This window comes from Aurantimicrobium minutum (assembly GCF_029894165.1).
Lineage (GTDB): Bacteria > Actinomycetota > Actinomycetes > Actinomycetales > Microbacteriaceae > Aurantimicrobium > Aurantimicrobium minutum_A.
Window position 1 is genome coordinate 566732 of record NZ_JARXXU010000001.1, and the last position, 17447, is coordinate 584178.

Annotated in this window: 19 protein-coding genes and 1 riboswitch; of the genes, 12 read left to right on the forward strand and 7 right to left on the reverse strand. The window is 48.4% G+C overall.

From position 1 onward, the window contains the following. Positions 1-2: 2 nt before the first annotated feature. From M2119_RS03025 to M2119_RS03050, 6 genes are all read left to right on the forward strand, one after another. Entirely contained in the window at positions 3-521 is a 519-nt protein-coding gene (locus tag M2119_RS03025; protein ID WP_280803483.1) for a DUF3817 domain-containing protein, read from the forward strand. Next, positions 518-2083: a glutamine-hydrolyzing GMP synthase gene (gene guaA, locus M2119_RS03030; protein ID WP_280803484.1), complete on the forward strand. Its 1566-nt coding sequence runs from the start codon at positions 518-520 to the stop codon at positions 2081-2083. The genes M2119_RS03025 and guaA overlap by 4 nt, the downstream gene beginning before the upstream one ends. Before the next feature lie 111 nt (positions 2084-2194). Continuing rightward, positions 2195-2515: a nucleotide pyrophosphohydrolase gene (locus tag M2119_RS03035; protein WP_280803485.1), complete on the forward strand. Its 321-nt coding sequence runs from the start codon at positions 2195-2197 to the stop codon at positions 2513-2515. Further along, on the forward strand, positions 2502-4235 hold the full coding sequence (locus M2119_RS03040) for a DUF2075 domain-containing protein (RefSeq protein ID WP_280803486.1): 1734 nt from the start codon (positions 2502-2504) through the stop codon (positions 4233-4235). The genes M2119_RS03035 and M2119_RS03040 overlap by 14 nt, the downstream gene beginning before the upstream one ends. After that, positions 4232-4738 (forward strand): hypothetical protein, encoded by a 507-nt coding sequence (locus M2119_RS03045; protein WP_280803487.1) that lies wholly within the window; start codon positions 4232-4234, stop codon positions 4736-4738. Before M2119_RS03040 ends, M2119_RS03045 begins: the two co-directional genes overlap by 4 nt. Then, a complete protein-coding gene (locus tag M2119_RS03050) occupies positions 4738-5352 on the forward strand; it encodes a BglII/BstYI family type II restriction endonuclease (protein ID WP_280803488.1) in 615 nt (204 codons plus the stop codon). The genes M2119_RS03045 and M2119_RS03050 overlap by 1 nt, the downstream gene beginning before the upstream one ends. On the opposite strand, the gene dcm is transcribed toward M2119_RS03050, so the two are convergent. After that, positions 5349-6635, reverse strand: coding sequence for a DNA (cytosine-5-)-methyltransferase (dcm, locus tag M2119_RS03055; RefSeq protein WP_280803489.1), 1287 nt, complete (start codon positions 6633-6635; stop codon positions 5349-5351). The genes M2119_RS03050 and dcm overlap by 4 nt on opposite strands. Before the next feature lie 137 nt (positions 6636-6772). On the opposite strand from dcm, the gene M2119_RS03060 reads away from it, so the two are divergent. The 4 genes from M2119_RS03060 to M2119_RS03075 are packed head-to-tail and all read left to right on the forward strand — an operon-like array spanning position 6773 to position 11475. Continuing rightward, a complete protein-coding gene (locus M2119_RS03060) occupies positions 6773-8863 on the forward strand; it encodes a DEAD/DEAH box helicase family protein (protein ID WP_280803490.1) in 2091 nt (696 codons plus the stop codon). Then, positions 8860-9042, forward strand: coding sequence for a hypothetical protein (locus M2119_RS03065; RefSeq protein ID WP_280803491.1), 183 nt, complete (start codon positions 8860-8862; stop codon positions 9040-9042). Before M2119_RS03060 ends, M2119_RS03065 begins: the two co-directional genes overlap by 4 nt. Continuing rightward, the gene (locus tag M2119_RS03070; RefSeq protein ID WP_280803492.1) at positions 9023-11035 is read left to right on the forward strand and encodes an AAA family ATPase; all 2013 of its coding nucleotides are present in this window, start codon (positions 9023-9025) and stop codon (positions 11033-11035) included. The genes M2119_RS03065 and M2119_RS03070 overlap by 20 nt, the downstream gene beginning before the upstream one ends. After that, positions 11035-11475, forward strand: coding sequence for a hypothetical protein (locus M2119_RS03075; protein WP_280803493.1), 441 nt, complete (start codon positions 11035-11037; stop codon positions 11473-11475). The genes M2119_RS03070 and M2119_RS03075 overlap by 1 nt, the downstream gene beginning before the upstream one ends. Here the strand turns inward: M2119_RS03075 and M2119_RS03080 are convergent. From M2119_RS03080 to M2119_RS03105, 6 genes are all read right to left on the reverse strand, one after another. Further along, entirely contained in the window at positions 11463-12017 is a 555-nt protein-coding gene (locus tag M2119_RS03080) for a hypothetical protein (protein WP_280803494.1), read from the reverse strand. The two genes, M2119_RS03075 and M2119_RS03080, sit on opposite strands and share 13 nt — an antisense overlap. Positions 12018-12209: 192 nt before the next feature. Next, positions 12210-12683: an NYN domain-containing protein gene (locus tag M2119_RS03085; protein WP_280803495.1), complete on the reverse strand. Its 474-nt coding sequence runs from the start codon at positions 12681-12683 to the stop codon at positions 12210-12212. Positions 12684-12826: 143 nt separating this feature from the next. Further along, the gene (locus M2119_RS03090; RefSeq protein WP_280803496.1) at positions 12827-13312 is read right to left on the reverse strand and encodes a hypothetical protein; all 486 of its coding nucleotides are present in this window, start codon (positions 13310-13312) and stop codon (positions 12827-12829) included. A 66-nt stretch (positions 13313-13378) separates the two neighbouring features. Beyond that, complete coding sequence (locus M2119_RS03095) at positions 13379-13927, reverse strand: hypothetical protein (RefSeq protein WP_280803497.1); 549 nt, start codon at positions 13925-13927, stop codon at positions 13379-13381. A 27-nt stretch (positions 13928-13954) separates the two neighbouring features. Then, positions 13955-14281: a hypothetical protein gene (locus M2119_RS03100; RefSeq protein ID WP_280803498.1), complete on the reverse strand. Its 327-nt coding sequence runs from the start codon at positions 14279-14281 to the stop codon at positions 13955-13957. Positions 14282-14396: 115 nt separating this feature from the next. Continuing rightward, positions 14397-15149, reverse strand: coding sequence for a hypothetical protein (locus tag M2119_RS03105; RefSeq protein WP_280803499.1), 753 nt, complete (start codon positions 15147-15149; stop codon positions 14397-14399). Positions 15150-15191: 42 nt separating this feature from the next. Beyond that, positions 15192-15310, reverse strand: a riboswitch (SAM riboswitch). 155 nt (positions 15311-15465) lie between these two features. Between M2119_RS03105 and M2119_RS03110 the strand changes: the two genes are divergently transcribed. Next, a complete protein-coding gene (locus M2119_RS03110; protein ID WP_280803500.1) occupies positions 15466-16485 on the forward strand; it encodes a hypothetical protein in 1020 nt (339 codons plus the stop codon). Beyond that, on the forward strand, positions 16485-17426 hold the full coding sequence (locus tag M2119_RS03115) for a hypothetical protein (RefSeq protein ID WP_280803501.1): 942 nt from the start codon (positions 16485-16487) through the stop codon (positions 17424-17426). The genes M2119_RS03110 and M2119_RS03115 overlap by 1 nt, the downstream gene beginning before the upstream one ends. Positions 17427-17447: the final 21 nt, after the last annotated feature.

Consider the following 17447-nt stretch of genomic DNA (forward strand, 5'->3'; position numbering starts at 1 on the left):
CTATGCCTGTTGCCCCTCGCGCCGAATCCATCCCAAAAATTCCGGGGGCTCTGAAGTTCTACAAAGTGATGGCGTACATCACCGGAACATTCCTGCTGCTGCTGGTTGCAGAGATGATTCTGAAGTACATGATCGACTCTTCGACCAATACTTTTGTGCTTCCTGCCGGCATGACAGACCCCAACACGGGTGACTTCATCTTCCTCGAGCCCGGCTACGAAATCGAAGCCTTTGGCCCCCAAGGATTCCTAGCCCTCGTGCCCAATGACACCGTGACGGCCGTCAATCTCTCGATTGGCATCCTGGTTATCCACGGCTGGTTGTATGTGCTGTATTTACTGGCCGGTTTCCGCCTGTGGTCCATGATGCGCTGGCCGTTCAGCAAACTGCTCATCATTGCCCTCGGTGGCATTATCCCCGTGCTGTCCTTCATCGTTGAAAGCATTTATGCAAAGCAGGTGGTGGCTTTTCTTGCGCAGCAGAAAACCCCGACCGACCCAGTAAAAGGAGAGGCCGCGTGACGCAGCCCCAGCCCGTACTCGTCGTTGACTTCGGCGCCCAGTACGCACAACTCATTGCCCGCCGAGTTCGCGAAGCAGGTGTCTACTCCGAGATTGTTCCTCACTCCATCAGCGCAGCTGAGGTCTCTGCCAAGAACCCTGTGGGTATCGTGCTCTCCGGTGGACCCTCTAGCGTCTATGAACCGGGCTCTCCCACCCTGGACCCCGCCATTCTCGAACTGGGTATTCCTGTCTTCGGCATTTGCTACGGTTTCCAGGTCATGGCCCAAGCCTTGGGTGGCACCGTCGCCCAGACCGGTGGCCGTGAGTATGGCGCCACCGACATGACCATCCAGGCTGATCACGCCCTCGTGGGCGGTCAGCCTCAAGCCCAAACCGTCTGGATGAGCCATGGCGACCAGGTCGCCACCGCCCCCGCCGGTTTCACCGTCGTCGCCTCCACCGAGGCCACCCCCGTGGCCGCCTTTGCGAACGACGAACGTCACCTCTACGGCGTGCAGTGGCACCCCGAGGTCAAGCACTCTGAGTGCGGTCAGGACCTGCTTGAGAACTTCCTGCACAAATGCGCTGGCCTCCCCGCGGACTGGAACAGCGAGAGCGTCATCGAGACCCAGGTCGCTGCTATCCGTGCCCAGGTCGGCAGGGGTCGTGTGATCTGTGGACTCTCCGGTGGCGTGGACTCCGCCGTAGCTGCCGCCATAGTTCACAAGGCTGTCGGTGACCAACTGGTCTGTGTCTTTGTTGACCACGGTTTGCTCCGCCAGGACGAACGCCGTCAGGTCGAAGAAGACTATGTCAAGGCCACCGGCATTCGCCTCGTCACCGTCGACGTGCGCGAGCAGTTCTTGAACGCCCTGGCCGGGGTCAGCGACCCCGAGACCAAGCGCAAGATTATTGGCCGCGAATTCATTCGCACCTTCGAACAAGCAGAACGCGACCTCATGGCCGAAGCTGCTGCTGATGGGGAACCCATCAAGTTCTTGGTTCAAGGAACCCTCTACCCTGACGTGGTCGAATCCGGTGGCGGCACTGGCACGGCCAACATCAAGAGCCACCACAACGTGGGTGGTCTTCCTGAAGACCTCCAGTTCGAACTGGTCGAGCCATTACGTGCCCTGTTCAAGGACGAAGTCCGTGCCATTGGCCGTGAGCTGGGTCTGCCCCACGAAATCGTGGGACGCCAGCCCTTCCCCGGACCCGGTCTCGGTATTCGTATCGTCGGTGAAATCACTCAGGAACGTCTGGATCTCTTGCGTGAAGCAGACGCCATCGTGCGTCACGAGCTCACCGCAGCGGGCCTCGACGACGAGATCTGGCAGTGCCCTGTCGTTCTGTTGGCAGACGTCCGCTCCGTCGGTGTCATGGGAGACGGTCGCACCTACGGTCACCCCATCGTCCTGCGCCCCGTCTCGTCCGAAGACGCCATGACCGCCGACTGGACGCGTCTGCCCTACGACCTGCTGGCCAAGATCTCTAACCGCATTACCAATGAGGTTGCCGGCGTGAACCGCGTCGTGCTGGATGTCACCAGCAAGCCACCAGGGACTATTGAGTGGGAATAGTTTCCCGAACACAAACGCCTGGGTTTTCCTAGGCTTTTGTTTTTAAACCATGTGTTTTTGGCTTTCCTGTGCATCAGACGGCCTGTGATTGTTCTGCGCTAAGTTTGGAATATGGAACAACGCGATGTGATTCAAGCTCTGCGTGAGTTTGTTCTCGAGCGTGATTGGGGTCAGTTCCACACTCCAGAGAATCTCGCGAAAAGCGTGAGCATTGAAGCTGCTGAACTTCTGGAGAATTATCAGTGGGGAAACCCAGCCAACCTTGAAAATGTTCAAGATGAATTGGCTGATGTGTTGACCTACTGCCTACTTTTGGCAGACAAACTGGGTATGGACCCCTATGAAATAGTCCTAGAAAAGCTGGCTAAAACTCGACAGAAATACCCTGTTGAGAAAGCGCGGGGGCGCAGCGATAAATATGACCAGCTTTAACATCGAGCGACTACCTTTCAACAAGGACGCTGTCGGCGTGTGGGCTGAAGCCGACACACGCCACAAGAACTGGCCCGTTGTTTACACAATCGAAGACACCGATGAGATTTACATTGGTGAATCCACCAATGTGGCCAACCGCATGTTTCAACACCTTGCTGTTGAACAACGACAGCACCTCAAGAAGATTATGGTCATCCTCGATGACCGATTCAATAAGTCTGTTTGTTTAGACCTCGAGTCACAGCTGATTCGCTATCTCGCTGCTGACAGCAAATACAAGGTTCTGAACGGGAACCACGGCATCACAGATGCCGACTATTACGACCGGGATAAATACCGAGAAACGTTCAACGAGCTCTTTGAGGAACTACTGCAAGAAGGGGTCTTCACGCGAAGCATCCCTGACATTGTCAACAGCGACCTCTTCAAGTTCTCACCATTCAAGGCTCTCAATACAGATCAATCTGTTGCCATTGAAGGTGTGCTTGAGAAACTCTTTGATGATCTCGAGAACAAGACAGATACCCCCATCGTCATCCAGGGAGACCCCGGCACAGGTAAGACAATCGTTGCCGTCTATCTCATGAAGCTCTTGGTCGACATTGCGAAAAGTCAGCCTGATGTGCAGCTGGACAGTGACTCCATGTTCTCTGACTTCTTCCAACAGGGTTACCGTGAACAGCTCACAGACTTCACCATCGGGTTGGTGATTCCGCAACAGTCATTGCGGAAGTCCATTGAGAAGGTCTTTGCCAAGACACCTGGGCTCTCGAAGTCGATGGTGCTCAGTCCTTTTGATGCTGGTGCTTCGAAGGAGCACTTCGACCTTCTTATCGTTGATGAGTCACACCGACTAGGGCAGCGATCCAACCAGCCTTCTGCTGCGCAAAACAAGAAGTTCACCGATATCAACACCGCTTTGTTCGGTAATGATGACTTGTCGTGGACACAACTTGATTGGATCAAGGCCAAGAGCACTCACCAGCTCTACTTGTTGGACTCAGCACAAAGCGTGAAGCCTGCAGACCTCCCTGCAGAGGTCACAAAGGCCCTTGTGGAACAAGCCCGAAACGCAAACAGTTTCTTCCGTCTGGTCTCCCAGATGCGCGTGGCGGGAGGCACGGACTACATCGAGTTCATTGGCCGGGTGTTTGCCGGAACACAACAAGGTCCGGAAGTCTTCGGAAACTATGAACTGCGTTTCTTTGACGACATTGCAGAGATGCGCCAAGCAATCTTCGAGAAAGACAAAGAAGTAGGTCTTTCTCGAATGATTGCTGGCTATGCCTGGCCGTGGGCGAGCAAGAACGACCCGAGTGCCGTGGACATCCAGATCGGGGACGACGGTCTCACCTGGAACAGAACGGCAACTGACTGGATCAACTCTCCAACCTCACTCGAAGAGGTTGGTTCAATCCACACGGTTCAGGGCTATGACCTGAATTACGCGGGAGTCATAATTGGGCCAGACCTCGGATATGACCCAATAACCAAGAAAGTCGTCTTTCATCGTGAGAATTATCACGATAAGAAGGGCAAAGAAAACAACCCCAGGCTCGGTATCGAGTACTCAGATGAAGATCTTCTCAACTACGTAGTCAATATTTATCGGGTTCTATTGACTCGTGGGATCAAGGGGACATTTGTGTATGTTTGTGATTACAACTTGAAAGTCATGCTCAAAAGATACTTTTCGTATAACAAAGGTGAAATTTGATTAATTGGCATACCTTCCCAAAATCTGCACAAACTACCCCAACTGTTGTTGCTGTTGTGAAGGCTTTTGAGAAGAACGATAAAAGCATTAGTTCGGAATCAAACCAGTTGCCCTCAGATGGAGTGCTTCGAGAATTGCGGACGGACTTGGAGTCAATTGGTTTCCAAATTGAGAAAGATAAAACTTCCGAAGGCAAGATAAAGTTGCCGGTTTTATTTGGACTAAATGGAAAAGTGGAGAAATCCTTTGAAGCAGACGGCTATCACCCCGGCGAAAAAATAGTCTTGGAAGTTGAAGCAGGACGTGGGGTTACAAATTACCAATTCCTAAAAGACTTATTTCAAGCATGCATGATGCAAAACGCTGAGCACTTGGTTGTTTCCGTTAGAAACGATTACAGAGGCAGTGGAGATTTTGCAAAGGTAGTGAATTTTTTTGAAACTTTGTATGCTTCGGGTCGACTTACGCTACCTTTAGCGTCCATAACGATTATTGGTTATTGATGAAATTTGTAACTTTCTCACATAAACAAGGTGTTGAGCTTTTCAACACATCGCCTCGTTATCAGCACCAGTGGGATGAAGTTGAAGCAGCAATTTCAAACGTCAGCGATACAGACATCATTGAATATTTTGAGAACAATTTTTCGGGTGGACAAAAATCGCTCTCACATGCAATAAATGCATTACTTAAGAAAGAATTCATCGAATTCGGTTGGCACCCTGAGAGTTATATTTTCGGTGAGAGTGAGTACCAGACTTCTCGCTGGAGGCTTGACTTCGCTAAAGATGATGTCTCTATCGAGGTTGGTTTTAACCACGGTGGATCGGTTGCCTGGAACCTTATCAAGCCAGTGTTGGCTAGTCAGCTAAACCATGTTCAAAAGGCAATTCAGACTGAAGTCGGGGTCATAATTACGGCAACTCGTGAGCTTCAAATTGCCGGGGGTTTTGATAATGCAATAGGTACTTTCGAAGACTACGTACATTACCTCAAGCCGTTACAAGGAGTCCTAAACGTTCCGATGGTGATTGTTGGCTTATTGCCCCCAGAGTCATTCAAAATTCAGCACACAACAACTAATCGCCGAACGACTGGGTCAATTCAGAAGTTCTAAACGTTAACCAGAGACCAGTCGTCTGCGAGTTGTTTCCCAATACGTTCCACAACTCCAACCACAAGAGCGTTTCCCATAAAGAATGCGCGCTTTACGTCAGAAATTATTTCACCGTTATTTCCGGTTGACGTCCAGTTATCCGGGAACCCGTTGAGGCGTTCGAGTTCTATAGGAACAAGACGACGGAATCTGCCGTCTTTGGTTTGAATGATGTGCTTGAAACGAGAAGCGGAGGAGCCACCTTCACCTGTGAGAATGGTCCTGGAAGGGTTGCTTTGCAGATCAGGGAAAGCCATAGATCCTTCAGCGTAGAAGTATTTTGTCCCACTGGCTTTGTGAGTGCGCTCTTCGCGCTTTGCACCCTTGAGGTATTTCCAATTAGGGAGTTGTTCTTCTGAAACAAAATATTCGGAAGGAACTTCTTCATCGGGTAGCAGAACACTTCCGAGTGAGCCCAAGTTCTGTTCTGCGGCGGACACATCCGAAGTAAATACGTGCCGGTTAACCATGTAGCCGCATTTCTTGAATGGACTGAACTTTCCGCCCAAGTCGAAGTTTGCAGTTAGCTCTGAAAGGTCCCCCTCGAGCTGAAATTCGGAAACAAGTGAACCTGTTGGAATTGATTTCACAGGAAGAGCTTTTGCAATTGTGCTTTCGCTATCTAAGAAAGTTGCTGGCTCAGATATTTGCGGTCTCCCGAAAACAGAGACGTCCTTGGCGACGATGAAAACACGTTTACGGCGCTGTGGGAAGCCATACTCAGCTGCATTAATTACGCGCCATTCAACAAAATAACCTGCGTCACTCATTGAAGCGAGCATGATTGCGAAGTCGCGTCCTCTTTGGCTTGCGGGCGACTTGAGGAGCCGGTCAACGTTTTCTAAGAAGACGATAGGTGGTCGATTAGCTTCGACAAGTCTCAGAATCTCCCACCACAAAACTCCCTTTTTACCTTTTAGTCCAGCTGAGCTGGAAAGGGTCTTTGCCACCGAATAGTCCTGGCAAGGGAATCCGCCAACAACCATAGTCGTCTTAGGAATTACTCGTTTGCCTGAAATGTACTCGTCAAGAACAACAGCGATGTCTTCGTTTGTGTGACCTTCATCACCAAACCGCGCTGAGTAGACCGAGGATGCATGTTGAGTCTTAGTCGAGGGTTCCCACTGGTTCGAGAAGGAAGTCTTCCATCCGCTGCGTGAAAGACCGATACGAAAACCACCAACGCCCGCAAATAGTTCGCTAACAGTCCCAATCGGGTTCTGTGGCTCGATGTAATCGCTCAAAAGTTATTCCTTTAGATGTGTTCTTCAAACGTACTTGATCCGAGAAGAAAACATGAGATCCGCGCCGAGGAAGTCTTGATGTCAGTGGTGTGTATTTATATTCAATACAGCATTTAGAATTACCAGAGGGGGTGAGAATGTCGAAACAAAGTGGTTTTGAATTTCTAGAGTTTGACCAAACATACGATCCTGGGGTTGCCGGGGTCGATGTGGTTGAAAATTTTTATAGCCCCGTACTTCGAGAAGCAGTCCAATATGACCGTGCTGCGGGATATTTTTCCTCGCGAGTATTTGCGAGCGTTGCTAGGGGAATAGCTGGAATCGTTGAAAAACGCGGGAAAATTCGCCTAGTAACGAGCCATGCGTTTACTCCAAGCGATACGAAAAACTTGCAAGATTATTTTGCTGATGATGAGTTTGCATCGAAGCTCTTTTCAGAATTTGAAGATTCATACTCTCATTTAGGAGATGTCGCTGGCGCCATTGCTAAAGATCATGTCGCAGCAATGTGTTGGATGCTCCGCGAAGGACTATTAGAAATAAAAATTATTGTTCCGATTGGAGCTGACTTAACTGCTTTATCCCCAGCAGAGATAGACAAATTTCACCCTAAATTCGGAATATTGACTGACGAATTCGGGCAAAAAATTGCATTTTCGGGTTCCGTCAACGAAACGGAAAGTGCTTGGAACCGAAATATAGAAAACATCGATATATATCGGGAATGGGTTGAAGGCCAAGCAGGCTATGTAGCTCCGAAAATCAGAAGATTCGAGAACTATTGGAATAACGAGAATCTTGGTGGGTGGGCATGTATCGATTTACCGAGTGCCGTCAAAGACAAAATTGTAAGTGCCTTTGCCCCGGAGGACTTCCCCACAAGCTTGTCAGCAAATGTTGATCCAACATCCTTACCCGGTGGATTAAGGCCATATCAACTTGAAGCAGTTGAGTCATGGAAGCGACTTGGTCGCAGAGGTTTCCTCGAGATGGCAACCGGTACAGGTAAAACCCGAACAGCAAAACACTGTATTCAAAGCTGTTATGAGCTCGGGAAAATTCTCACTCTTGTGGTTGTGCCTTACAAACATATTGGCGATCAATGGGTAACTGAACTCGCAGAAATTGGCGCAAGGTTAATCGAAGGGGATTGGAAGTCGGAATTCTCTGAGTTACTGCTTGATGCCGACATGGGAAGATTCGAAAATCTAACGCTAGTAGTGGTGAAAAACACCGCTTCTAAGCCAGATTTTGTATCAAGAATTGAAGAACTTTCATCAAGCTTTAATCACACTTTATTAGTCGGAGACGAGGTTCACTGGCTCGGTGCCACTGCATTCCAGGCAGCGCTTCTTCCCTTTGCTGATTTTAGATTAGGGCTAAGTGCGACTCCAGAAAGATATTTTGACGAAGAAGGGACAGGAGTTCTTTATCGCTACTTTGGAGAGACAGCCTATAGTTTCGATATCACCCGTGCACTTGCCTATAAAACACCAGCAGGAGAAGCAATTCTCACCCCCTACGAGTATCACCCTAGATTTGTTTCTCTTTCAGAAGATGAAATGACCGAGTACCGACTCCTTTCAAAAAAGATTGCTTCGATTATGGGTAGCTCCGAATCGAAAAGAATTGACTCAGATCAACTCGAAGCTTTGCTCATCAAACGGTCGAACATTAGTAAGTCCGCTTCGGCGAAGATTCCAGCTCTAAGAGAAGTCCTTCTGCAATTTTCGGGGAACCTTACTCAGTGTTTGATCTATTGCTCAGATTTTAACCAGATGGAGAGTGCTGGTGAAGTATTGAGTGAATTAGGGATTGATGCTCAACGAATTACTGGCCGGGAGAGCGCTAGTAAATCAGCCAAATATGGAAATATCTCTGAACGCCAGCACATAATTGACAATTTTGCCAAAGGAAATCTTGACGTGCTTTTGGCTATAGATTGCCTCGACGAAGGGGTAGATATTCCTTCTGCAAGAGTTGGAATCATTCTTGCAAGTTCTGGTAATGCAAAAGAATTTATTCAAAGGCGGGGGCGTTTGATGAGGACCTTTCCAGGTAAGCAGCTCGCTCAAATCTTTGACATCTGTGTTTTACCAAACGATAACGATGAACTCATTAAGTCAATTAGAGATGTTGAGCTAAAACGAATAGAAGAGTTCGCAAAAGACGCGATAAACGAATTACAGGTTCTTGATGAAACTGCTTTCTTAAGGGGAGAAGAATGATTGGCAAGGCAAAAAGGTTAACTGAATTTGTTGAGGAATCAGAATTCCCGCAACATGTAAAAGAGGCACTCCTAACCGCAATCCAATTAGAAGTTTCAGGATCTGGTATTTCGGAGTTTTCTAAGCTTGTCGCGAAGTATTCGTCAGAAGGGGCAGCTCGTGAAGATTCAGAAGCTTGATATCCATAACTTCGGAATCCTTGCCGACGTATCGTTCGATTTCAGCGAGCCTAGTGGGAACTTCGCATTCGTGAATGGAAGAAACGGTCGCGGCAAAACATCACTACTCTGGGCCCTCAAATGGTGTCTACTCGGGGAAAACCCACCTAAATCCTTTGTTTCTACCTGGAAAATCGCCAATTCAAAAGTGGGTAGTACTTTTCCAGTAGAAGTTGAGATGGATCTCTTACTTGACGATGGTGAATCCACTGCAAGTGTTAGAAGGAGCCAACTTTTCGAAGTTATTGATTCAAACACCGCAAGGCCATTAGGCGAGGTCGATCTCTCAGTGAAAAGCCGGGATTCTTCTGGATTTCTTACGACTCCAGAGGTTTTTCCTGCAGTCTGGCTAGAAAAACATTTCCCCGTCAGGCTGAAGAATTTCTTCTTATTTGATGGCGAACTAATGAAGAATTTCTTTGATGTCAAAGTCCAAACCGCAGTTGCAGACTCCGTTCGCGAAATTGCTGGTGTTGATCTTTTCGAATCTATAGCTAACAAACTTGACGGAATACACGGCACTTTAAATTCCAAAATTGCCAAATTGGCTGGTAGCAAAGCACAACTTGCTGAAGAAAAATACTCTAGAGAGTCAAAACTCTTAAATCTGTTGGTTACTGAGCGTGACGTAAAAGAAGCAGAACTTGTTCAAGCCAAAGAAGAGCATCGAGTCATAATGGATGCCAGAAAAAATAGTGAGCTAACACTTGATCAAGCGAAGCGGGCTCAGGAATTATTGAAATTAATTGAGGAGACTCAAGCAAACAGACAAATTGCCACCGAAGAATTTGGTAAAGAAGCTCTAAGAAGAGGATTGGTTGCCCTTTTCCATAAATCCTTCAACTCAGTTGATGAAGAGTATGAACGAGCAAAGGCTGCAGGAATTCAAGTACCTCCGAAATTCGAGCCATCTGAGGTAAAGACCCTATTAGTTAGCGGGACTTGTATATGTGGAACTCACTTCAAGGAAGGTTCTTCAGAAGAAAAATGCTTGAGTCAGTTAATTAGCGACTCAACAACAGCTAGCCAGATAGGCAAAATACTTGCAGAGACTTCTAGAGAAATTGAGTCTTTAAGGGCAGCAATTCCAGAAGGACGAGCTCTAATTCAAGTTCGAAATGACAAAATCAAACAACTTGCAGGAGAGTATGAACGCCTGAAGAAAGAACAAAACGAACTGAGCGGTGTAGCCACCAATTCAGAGCTCCTTGCTGCTGGCGACTTGGCTCGCAAGCAGAACCTACTTGAAAGTTCAATTGATGATCTTCAAAGAGACTTGGGAGGGCTCAAAGCTCAAATAGAGCGTCAAAGCCCTGCAGTCGAGAGGCTGTACAGGGAATTCGAAAAGGCATCAGTTGGTGAAGGTGGTGTTAGAGAACTTCAAGATGAAGCTGCATTCTCACTAGAGCTCGCTACAGCGGCGAGAAAGATTCACAGTATTGCTCTCGCAATGGTGCGTGAGCGACTCGAGAATGTAATGAACGATAAAATTTCAACAATTATTTCTAAGGAATTTAGAACAGAAATTACTGCAAACTTTGAGGTTCAAACCCTTGACTCCAATGGATTAATTGCTGGTTTGTCAGAAGGTCAAGAAATGATGAAGGCCTACATATTCGCCATTGCGCTTAGAGAAGTTATGGATTTAGGTTTTCCTCTCGTAGTTGATACTCCATTTGGCCGGCTTGACGCTTACCATCGTGAGGAACTTTCAAAATCACTTGTTCAACTTGTTGAGAAAGAAATTTCTGTCAGTAACAGACAAGTGATTTTTCTGATGCACGATGAGGAATACACTCCGTACACCAGGAAGAATTTCATTGAAGCGAGCCCTTTGGAGACTTACCTTGCATGGGAAGTTGAATCGAAAAAATCAATTTCTGGTATCGGAATAGACCCTGTCTGGTATGAAATTGGCGCTTGGAAAGATTACAAGGCAGGAAAAATCAAATAATGGAAATCACATCTAAACGTTCGGCATTTTCCTGGGATCCTGAGTTTCGACCTTTCGTAGACGATTTAAGAGATTTCCTTAGATTCAAAGAAGGCGGCCGTCCAGGCAACCCTGAGACATTCATGATTTGTCTTGCTGTGGGCTTTGATTCTGGCGTGAAGAGAGATGTTCCCCCCAGGAAATCCGATTCGATGCGCGTAGCAGACTTGAAAAAAGACCAATTTGCAATGATGAGAGCAGTAGCACTTCGCGAAACAAAGGATTCAAGTGTTTTGCTAAATGATGATGATGTTTTTGATATCGCCGAGCAATACGCAGCAGGAGGATTAATGCTCCTTGCGCAGAAAGCAAAAGAGGGTGGAGATTTCAGGCTCGATCTAATTCGAATGTTTGCTGCCGCTTCAACATCTGCCGCAAACCTTGAAGCTCAAGGCGAGTGAAGCTCTAGGACAACAAGTGGGTTCTTAACCAACTGAAAGTATGCACCTCGAAATGATTCAGCATATTCTGAAGCATCTGCATACGCTTTGTCCCAGCCCCCTAAATTAAGGGTTTCACGGGACAAGCAAACCATTACTCCGGTAGTTTCTTGCGCCGCAGAATTTGTTGAGAAAAAGTTATTTGCAAGTTCAACCTTCAACAAATTAGTTCCAATGGCTTCTCTGTTATTGAGACAAAGAACAATTGAAATAACGTGCTTGCCACAACTGCATGATCCCATTCCGTCCAATTTCAAAATGGATTTTTGGCTTACTCCCGTGCTTGGGCTGACTGTGGCAACTTTTCCCCAGGAAATTCTTGTTTTGCTTAAGCGTCCGTCCTCAAGAGCTTTTTGAATTCCTCTTGTCCTGTTTCCCAATAGCTCAGGCAAACTCATATTTTCAAAGATTGAACTCAACTCAGAAATGATTGGTTCGAAACAAGTCTGATTTTTTGGAGCCCATGGGTTGAGAACAATTTGCTGGACATACACACTCTGCATACATTCATCATGCACGAAGTTGAAGAACTACATTTCGAAAAGAACAAGAAGTTTTCAAATTGATTCCTTGATTCATTTTTGTTGTTTTTCAAGCTGCGCCAGCACCGCAGCCTGATTCCACAGAGTGTTTCGGCGGCTTCTCCATTTTGACAAATATTAAGAACAAGTAGAGTTTTGAGACTATTTGCTGGGCTAAGCTGCCAGACTAAAGTCTTTTCCTGTGTATAGCGCTGTATCTTTACATGCTGATTGAAGAACGGCACTGACGAAAACAGCGCGGGCAAAGACCCTGACCTTCACACCCAAGTTTTGGAGTGCTTCAGCTGCTTCGGCAAATATGTGGTCCCCGGAAGCGAACACAACTTTGTCATAGCGCTTTTCAACATTCTCTTCGTAGGCAATTTCGAGAAGTGCACGGTCCGCACCGTCGTGACCTGGCAACCACACGGTGCGAGCCCCTGGCCAGCCGAACGCTGACTCAAGTAGGTTCTGAGAACTACTTGAAGCGACAACGATGTGTGCATCTGCAGGTACATTATTTGCTTTTAGGTAGAAGGTGCGAAAGCGAGCAATGTCTGCTGCTTTAACCTGCCCTGTGCCTAGCTCGTTTTCGATATCGATCAGGTGCAGTTCGCGATTAGCGGTGTTGATGTGACGAATATTCATGTGGATTCCCCTCCGGTTGATGTTGTGACATCAACCTACGGAGACCCACTGACATTCAAACCTCTGACCTATCCCTGAGAGCTTTAAGTAGTTGTGCCTCCTGCAACTTTCAATGCAGGAGGCACAACTGTTTGAATAACTCGTTACTTCTTCCTAGCTAGGTAGATCAACCTGCCACCCAGGCTTGCCATCAGGCCCACGATGATGAAAAGCAGCCCAGTCATCAAGCCCAACACTGTAAGCATCGTGTTCTGAGCTTTGATGAGGTCTTGGGACATTTGCGACAGAGCTTCTGTTTGGTCAGCGACAACCTTCACCATGTCTTTGATTGCCCATTGAGCAGTGACTTGTTGCTGGTAAACGGTGTCTGAGCCCGCTTCGTTTAACACAAAGTCTTCTTGAACATTCGTAGCCGCTTCAGAGCCAGAATAGTTGTGTGATTTGATGCTGTCAGTTGTGTTGGAAACAGCGTAGACAGCCATCAACGTGAATATAAAGGCCAGAGCAACGGGTACCACAAGCCTTAATATTTTGAGCTTGTCTCGGGGTTCCTTTGTTTTCTTTGTTTGATGAATTGCTTCTAATTTTTCCTGTATTACTCCGTCTTCTGTTTTCTTTTCTGTTGCCATGGGTTCCCCCTCTATTTGTGGTCTCGCAATCTGTGAGACCAAGGTCTGTGTGTATCTGATGTATTGCTAAGGATGGAGCAGGTTGCTTTTATCTAGTTCCCCAGGTCGTTTGCGAATGATGATGTTCTTGACCCACATGGAAACTACTGCGCCCTGCACCTCAATCGGGATGACGAGGGTTTCTCTCCAGAGTTGAGGGTCTTTCACTCCCCGAGCCGAGAGTGTTCCACCGACCCCATCAAGTACAAGGCTGAACTCGGGACTTTCGTGTTGGAGTTGCTTGACCAGGCCTTTGAAGATTGTGGCCTGTGCTGAGCGGGCCTTGTTCCAGATTGCATACTGCTGAGGATTGTTCTTCCTACTGGGCCAACCTGTCTCTTCCATCATGGTTTGAGCAGCCAGCATGGCAGGCAAAATCTGATCTATTTCAAACATGACCGTGGTTTTTGCATTTCGATCACGGTATTCGGCGGGAACGGCAACAGCGTCCGCAACAATCGAGGGTGTCTCGAAGCGGCGCACAAGTTTGTATTCCCCAACGGGCCGCCAGCCGGTGCTGACTCCAAAGGTGAAGTCTTTCAATCCATACAGTTCTTCATCTGACCAGACAGTCATTGTTCCCCTCCTTCATGGGATGAATAGTTATGAGTAACCCGATTCCCATTCGTAGAGGGTCACGGTGATGGCTGCGTCATCCCACGCGCCACTTCGTATCTGAGAAGTTATTGCTTCGATGTCTTCTTTGTGTCTCCAGAGATCCAAACTGTAGTTTTGGATCTCTTCTCGGTTGAGATCAACGAATTGCTTCAGAGTGAGCTTGGCAATCCAGTCGGTGTAACTAGGGACATCAACTCGAGTAAAGAGAGGGTTCCCGGTCAGAGGCCGAGGGTTCCACCACCACAGCTCTCTCGAAAAGAGGTTTTTGTTGTTGGCGTCTTTCACGACAAGCGATGTTCCCAGTGCAGGCATTTTTGGCCTCCTTGCCCTCCGGTAATTCCAGACTCACATGACCCACTGACATTTGAGGTGCTGTTCGCTGCCAGGAAGTAATCCCTTCAGCGAACAGCACTTGCGCAAAACAGCGTTACTGGCCTGTTTGAGGCGCAGTACTAATCCAATGCGGTTCAAGCAGTCCCTTGGTCAGCTCAACTGAATCTTCACCTGCTCGGTAACGCTCTAGCCAGTGCGTCCACTGCTGAGCATCCAGCCGGACGTACTGGATATTGCGCAGACCCCACGTTGTGGTGATGAGGGTGTTGGTGTGATCTCGTTTGTGGAACTTCCTCACGTGGGTGTTGAGCACGACGAACTCTTCGGGAGTGAAGCCCGCAGCTCGGAACTCGAGAGCCAAGTCGATCCAGGTCTTACTGTTGGTCATGCCCGTCTTTCGGGCATGGTTGTTATGCAAGCCCATGACGGTGGCACCAAGGAACTGAGGCGGGAACCTTAGAGTGGCCGTGGTCCATTCTCTGCGTTCCTGTTCGGTGCAGTCATCCCAGGGATCTGTTGGTTCCTGGTTCCTGTCCAGGTTTCTCTTGTATTCCGCAATGTCCACCAGGGTGGTGCGTTGCAAGAGCCACTCATAGGCGGTCAGGCCGCGGTCGTCCCAGTATCTGGCCACCGCCACCCAGAGCCTGTTCATGACAATGCCGTCACGGTCATAGAGCTGCATGTTTTGGAGCTTGCCGTTGATGTTGAGATCTGTGGGTGGGTTATCCAACAGAGCGTTGCTCCACAGCCTGCGCTCGTGCGGAAGGATGGGTCCCCAGAGTTCTTCTCTAAGCTGACGCAGTTCCCTGGAGAGGGATCCTGCGCTGCTGTTTTCGGGTGCGAACATTGCTGCCTCCTTGTGGCGTGATGGAGGCAGATAGTTCTGCACTCCATTGACTTATATGTCCGCTGATGCGGACATATCCGTTCTTCCCCTAGGGCACCCCACTCAATGGTTAGAGGGTTGCCGGATAGCAAGCTAGGTACTTGGCGCTATCACTCTGGAACGTGGAATTGAGTATGGCACAGGGTGCGGACAGTCTGAAAAGCGGTGGCTCAGACGGTTCTACAATGACTGGCAAATTCTGTGAATCGGGTGTGATTTGCTCCACATTTAGGGAGCCACGTGTCAAATCTAGACTTTTGGTCTATAGAGTGTGCTTATGGGGAAATCAAAAATACTAATGGGGGTTACGGCTCTCGTGCTGGGGCTCGGATTGCCGCTTACCGTTGCCGCTTCGGCATTTGCAGAGGAAGGGACATGGTCGTTCGTAACACCTAACGGTGCTGTTGTCCCGATTCAAACAGCTGAAGATGGTTCACAATTCTGGGATTTTCAAGTTGAAGGAACCGGCAGCTATATCGGGAGTTGGTCGAGGAAAACCGGCAGATGGACTTCCGGCAATGAGGCGTTGACGGCGGCAAATAACTATAGAAGCTGCTACACAAACGCCAAGGAAAGCTACGTAAATCGATTTGATACCTATGACGCCTTCAACAACGCTGCAACGACTCAAGGAAAAGACAATGAGGATGGTTCACATTCATGGTGGGTTGAAGGTGACGCGGAGATAGACGTGGCTTTTGCAGCGTGTGAAGAAAATACAGAGTGGAGTAACGCCCAGGTCACCTCTTCGAAGGACGAGGCAACCGGGATAACAACTTTTCATGTGCCGCTCAGCGTTTATGGCTCAGGAACCCACTCGTTATTCATTCAAAATTTGTATTATCCCGACGACACATTCGGCATGTCCTGCAAATCTCGAACGTGGGACGGTGGGGGCAAAGCATCAATGGGTTGTGAATACTCCGAAGGGTATTTCGAGCGAATTACTGTCAATGTGGAATATCCCATGGCAGATTCCGGGCATGTAGTTGCGGGGCCACAAGTGACACGGGACACGTGGTTTGACCAGGGGGTCTACTCGGATCTCACTCCAATTGATTGGAACTTCTTTGGAAACTTTCAAAAATTTGCTGGCCCCGTAGCAGCTACGTTAGGCGTGACCTCGGTCTTTGCTGTTCTCATTGCATTGCCCACAGCGCTTGTGGAATCGAGCTTAGAAGCCAATCACGGACGCGTGGAGAGTTTGTTACGAAAGTACATGCCTGGATATAAGCGCAGACAAGAAAAAATGAACACCGATTCTCAGCAGAATGACTCGAACACGGGGGAGAAATAATGGAGCGTCGATTAGAGAAATACGGAGATCCGCTCTTCACTGAACGTGAATCGGTTGACCTCAAGGCAACCTCACCAGAACTGCCCCAACCGCTCCCCAAAGAGAAGTTCAAATTTACATTCTTTGGTCAGATGTACGGTTTCCCCGCATTTCTCATTGTCGTGTTGGGTGCGATCATCGCGGGATTTAGCGACCCCGGTTTCGGGTGGAATGAGAAATCTGTTCGTCTCCTTATCTCATTCTTCGGCGTATTTATTTTGCTCAACTACGGTGGAGCAACTATTCGCGGCTGGGTAGTGAAGCGGCCCGAGCGAGGATTCTTCCCCCGCGTAGCCGCACGTCCGGTCTACCTGTTATTTCTGATTGTCACGATGTTTTTTGCTCGAGCAACAGGTATAGAGCCAGCTTTGGTTTTCGGTTCTGTGTTAGCGCTTGATTATGGTCTGAACACCACTCCCGTGAAATCGAAACATGCGGGCGGAGCCGCTCTAGCAGGCGCCATCTATGCAGCTGTTCTTGGCGTAGGCGCGTGGCTACTTTATAGCTCCCTCGCGGTAAGCCCTGTGCAGACCGTTATTCCTTGGAACCTGGTCCCCAGTGCTGGGGAAGTTGATTTCTATTCCATCGCGGTTTACGGGAACGTCGCTGCTGGAGAATTCCTCTCCATTCTGACCATTGCTGCTTTAGCGTCGCTCCCCATTGGTCTTTTGCCATTCCGCTTCTTAGAGGGAATCAACATTTGGCGATGGAGCAAAGTTGCCTGGGTGTTCATCTATGCAGTCGGGGTGTCAATTTACAGCCTTGTCCTTATGTCACTGCCGCAATCGTGGAAAGAAATTTCAGTGCCATTCGCCTGGTGGGTTGCCATATATTTCATTTATTCGGCAATCGCGCTCGGCATTTGGGCATATTTTCGTTTCACCAAACCAGAAGCACGATAACTTCTCGGCTGATCGAATATG

Coding starts and splice junctions, on each gene's coding strand:
- M2119_RS03025 (WP_280803483.1), top strand. CDS start 3: ATGCCTGTTGCCCCTCGCGCCGAATCCATCCCAAAAATTCCGGGGGCT.
- M2119_RS03035 (WP_280803485.1), top strand. CDS start 2,195: ATGGAACAACGCGATGTGATTCAAGCTCTGCGTGAGTTTGTTCTCGAG.
- M2119_RS03040 (WP_280803486.1), top strand. CDS start 2,502: ATGACCAGCTTTAACATCGAGCGACTACCTTTCAACAAGGACGCTGTC.
- M2119_RS03050 (WP_280803488.1), top strand. CDS start 4,738: ATGAAATTTGTAACTTTCTCACATAAACAAGGTGTTGAGCTTTTCAAC.
- M2119_RS03060 (WP_280803490.1), top strand. CDS start 6,773: ATGTCGAAACAAAGTGGTTTTGAATTTCTAGAGTTTGACCAAACATAC.
- M2119_RS03065 (WP_280803491.1), top strand. CDS start 8,860: ATGATTGGCAAGGCAAAAAGGTTAACTGAATTTGTTGAGGAATCAGAA.
- M2119_RS03075 (WP_280803493.1), top strand. CDS start 11,035: ATGGAAATCACATCTAAACGTTCGGCATTTTCCTGGGATCCTGAGTTT.
- M2119_RS03080 (WP_280803494.1), bottom strand. CDS start 12,017: ATGCAGAGTGTGTATGTCCAGCAAATTGTTCTCAACCCATGGGCTCCA.
- M2119_RS03085 (WP_280803495.1), bottom strand. CDS start 12,683: ATGAATATTCGTCACATCAACACCGCTAATCGCGAACTGCACCTGATC.
- M2119_RS03090 (WP_280803496.1), bottom strand. CDS start 13,312: ATGGCAACAGAAAAGAAAACAGAAGACGGAGTAATACAGGAAAAATTA.
- M2119_RS03095 (WP_280803497.1), bottom strand. CDS start 13,927: ATGACTGTCTGGTCAGATGAAGAACTGTATGGATTGAAAGACTTCACC.
- M2119_RS03100 (WP_280803498.1), bottom strand. CDS start 14,281: ATGCCTGCACTGGGAACATCGCTTGTCGTGAAAGACGCCAACAACAAA.
- M2119_RS03105 (WP_280803499.1), bottom strand. CDS start 15,149: ATGTTCGCACCCGAAAACAGCAGCGCAGGATCCCTCTCCAGGGAACTG.
- M2119_RS03110 (WP_280803500.1), top strand. CDS start 15,466: ATGGGGAAATCAAAAATACTAATGGGGGTTACGGCTCTCGTGCTGGGG.
- M2119_RS03115 (WP_280803501.1), top strand. CDS start 16,485: ATGGAGCGTCGATTAGAGAAATACGGAGATCCGCTCTTCACTGAACGT.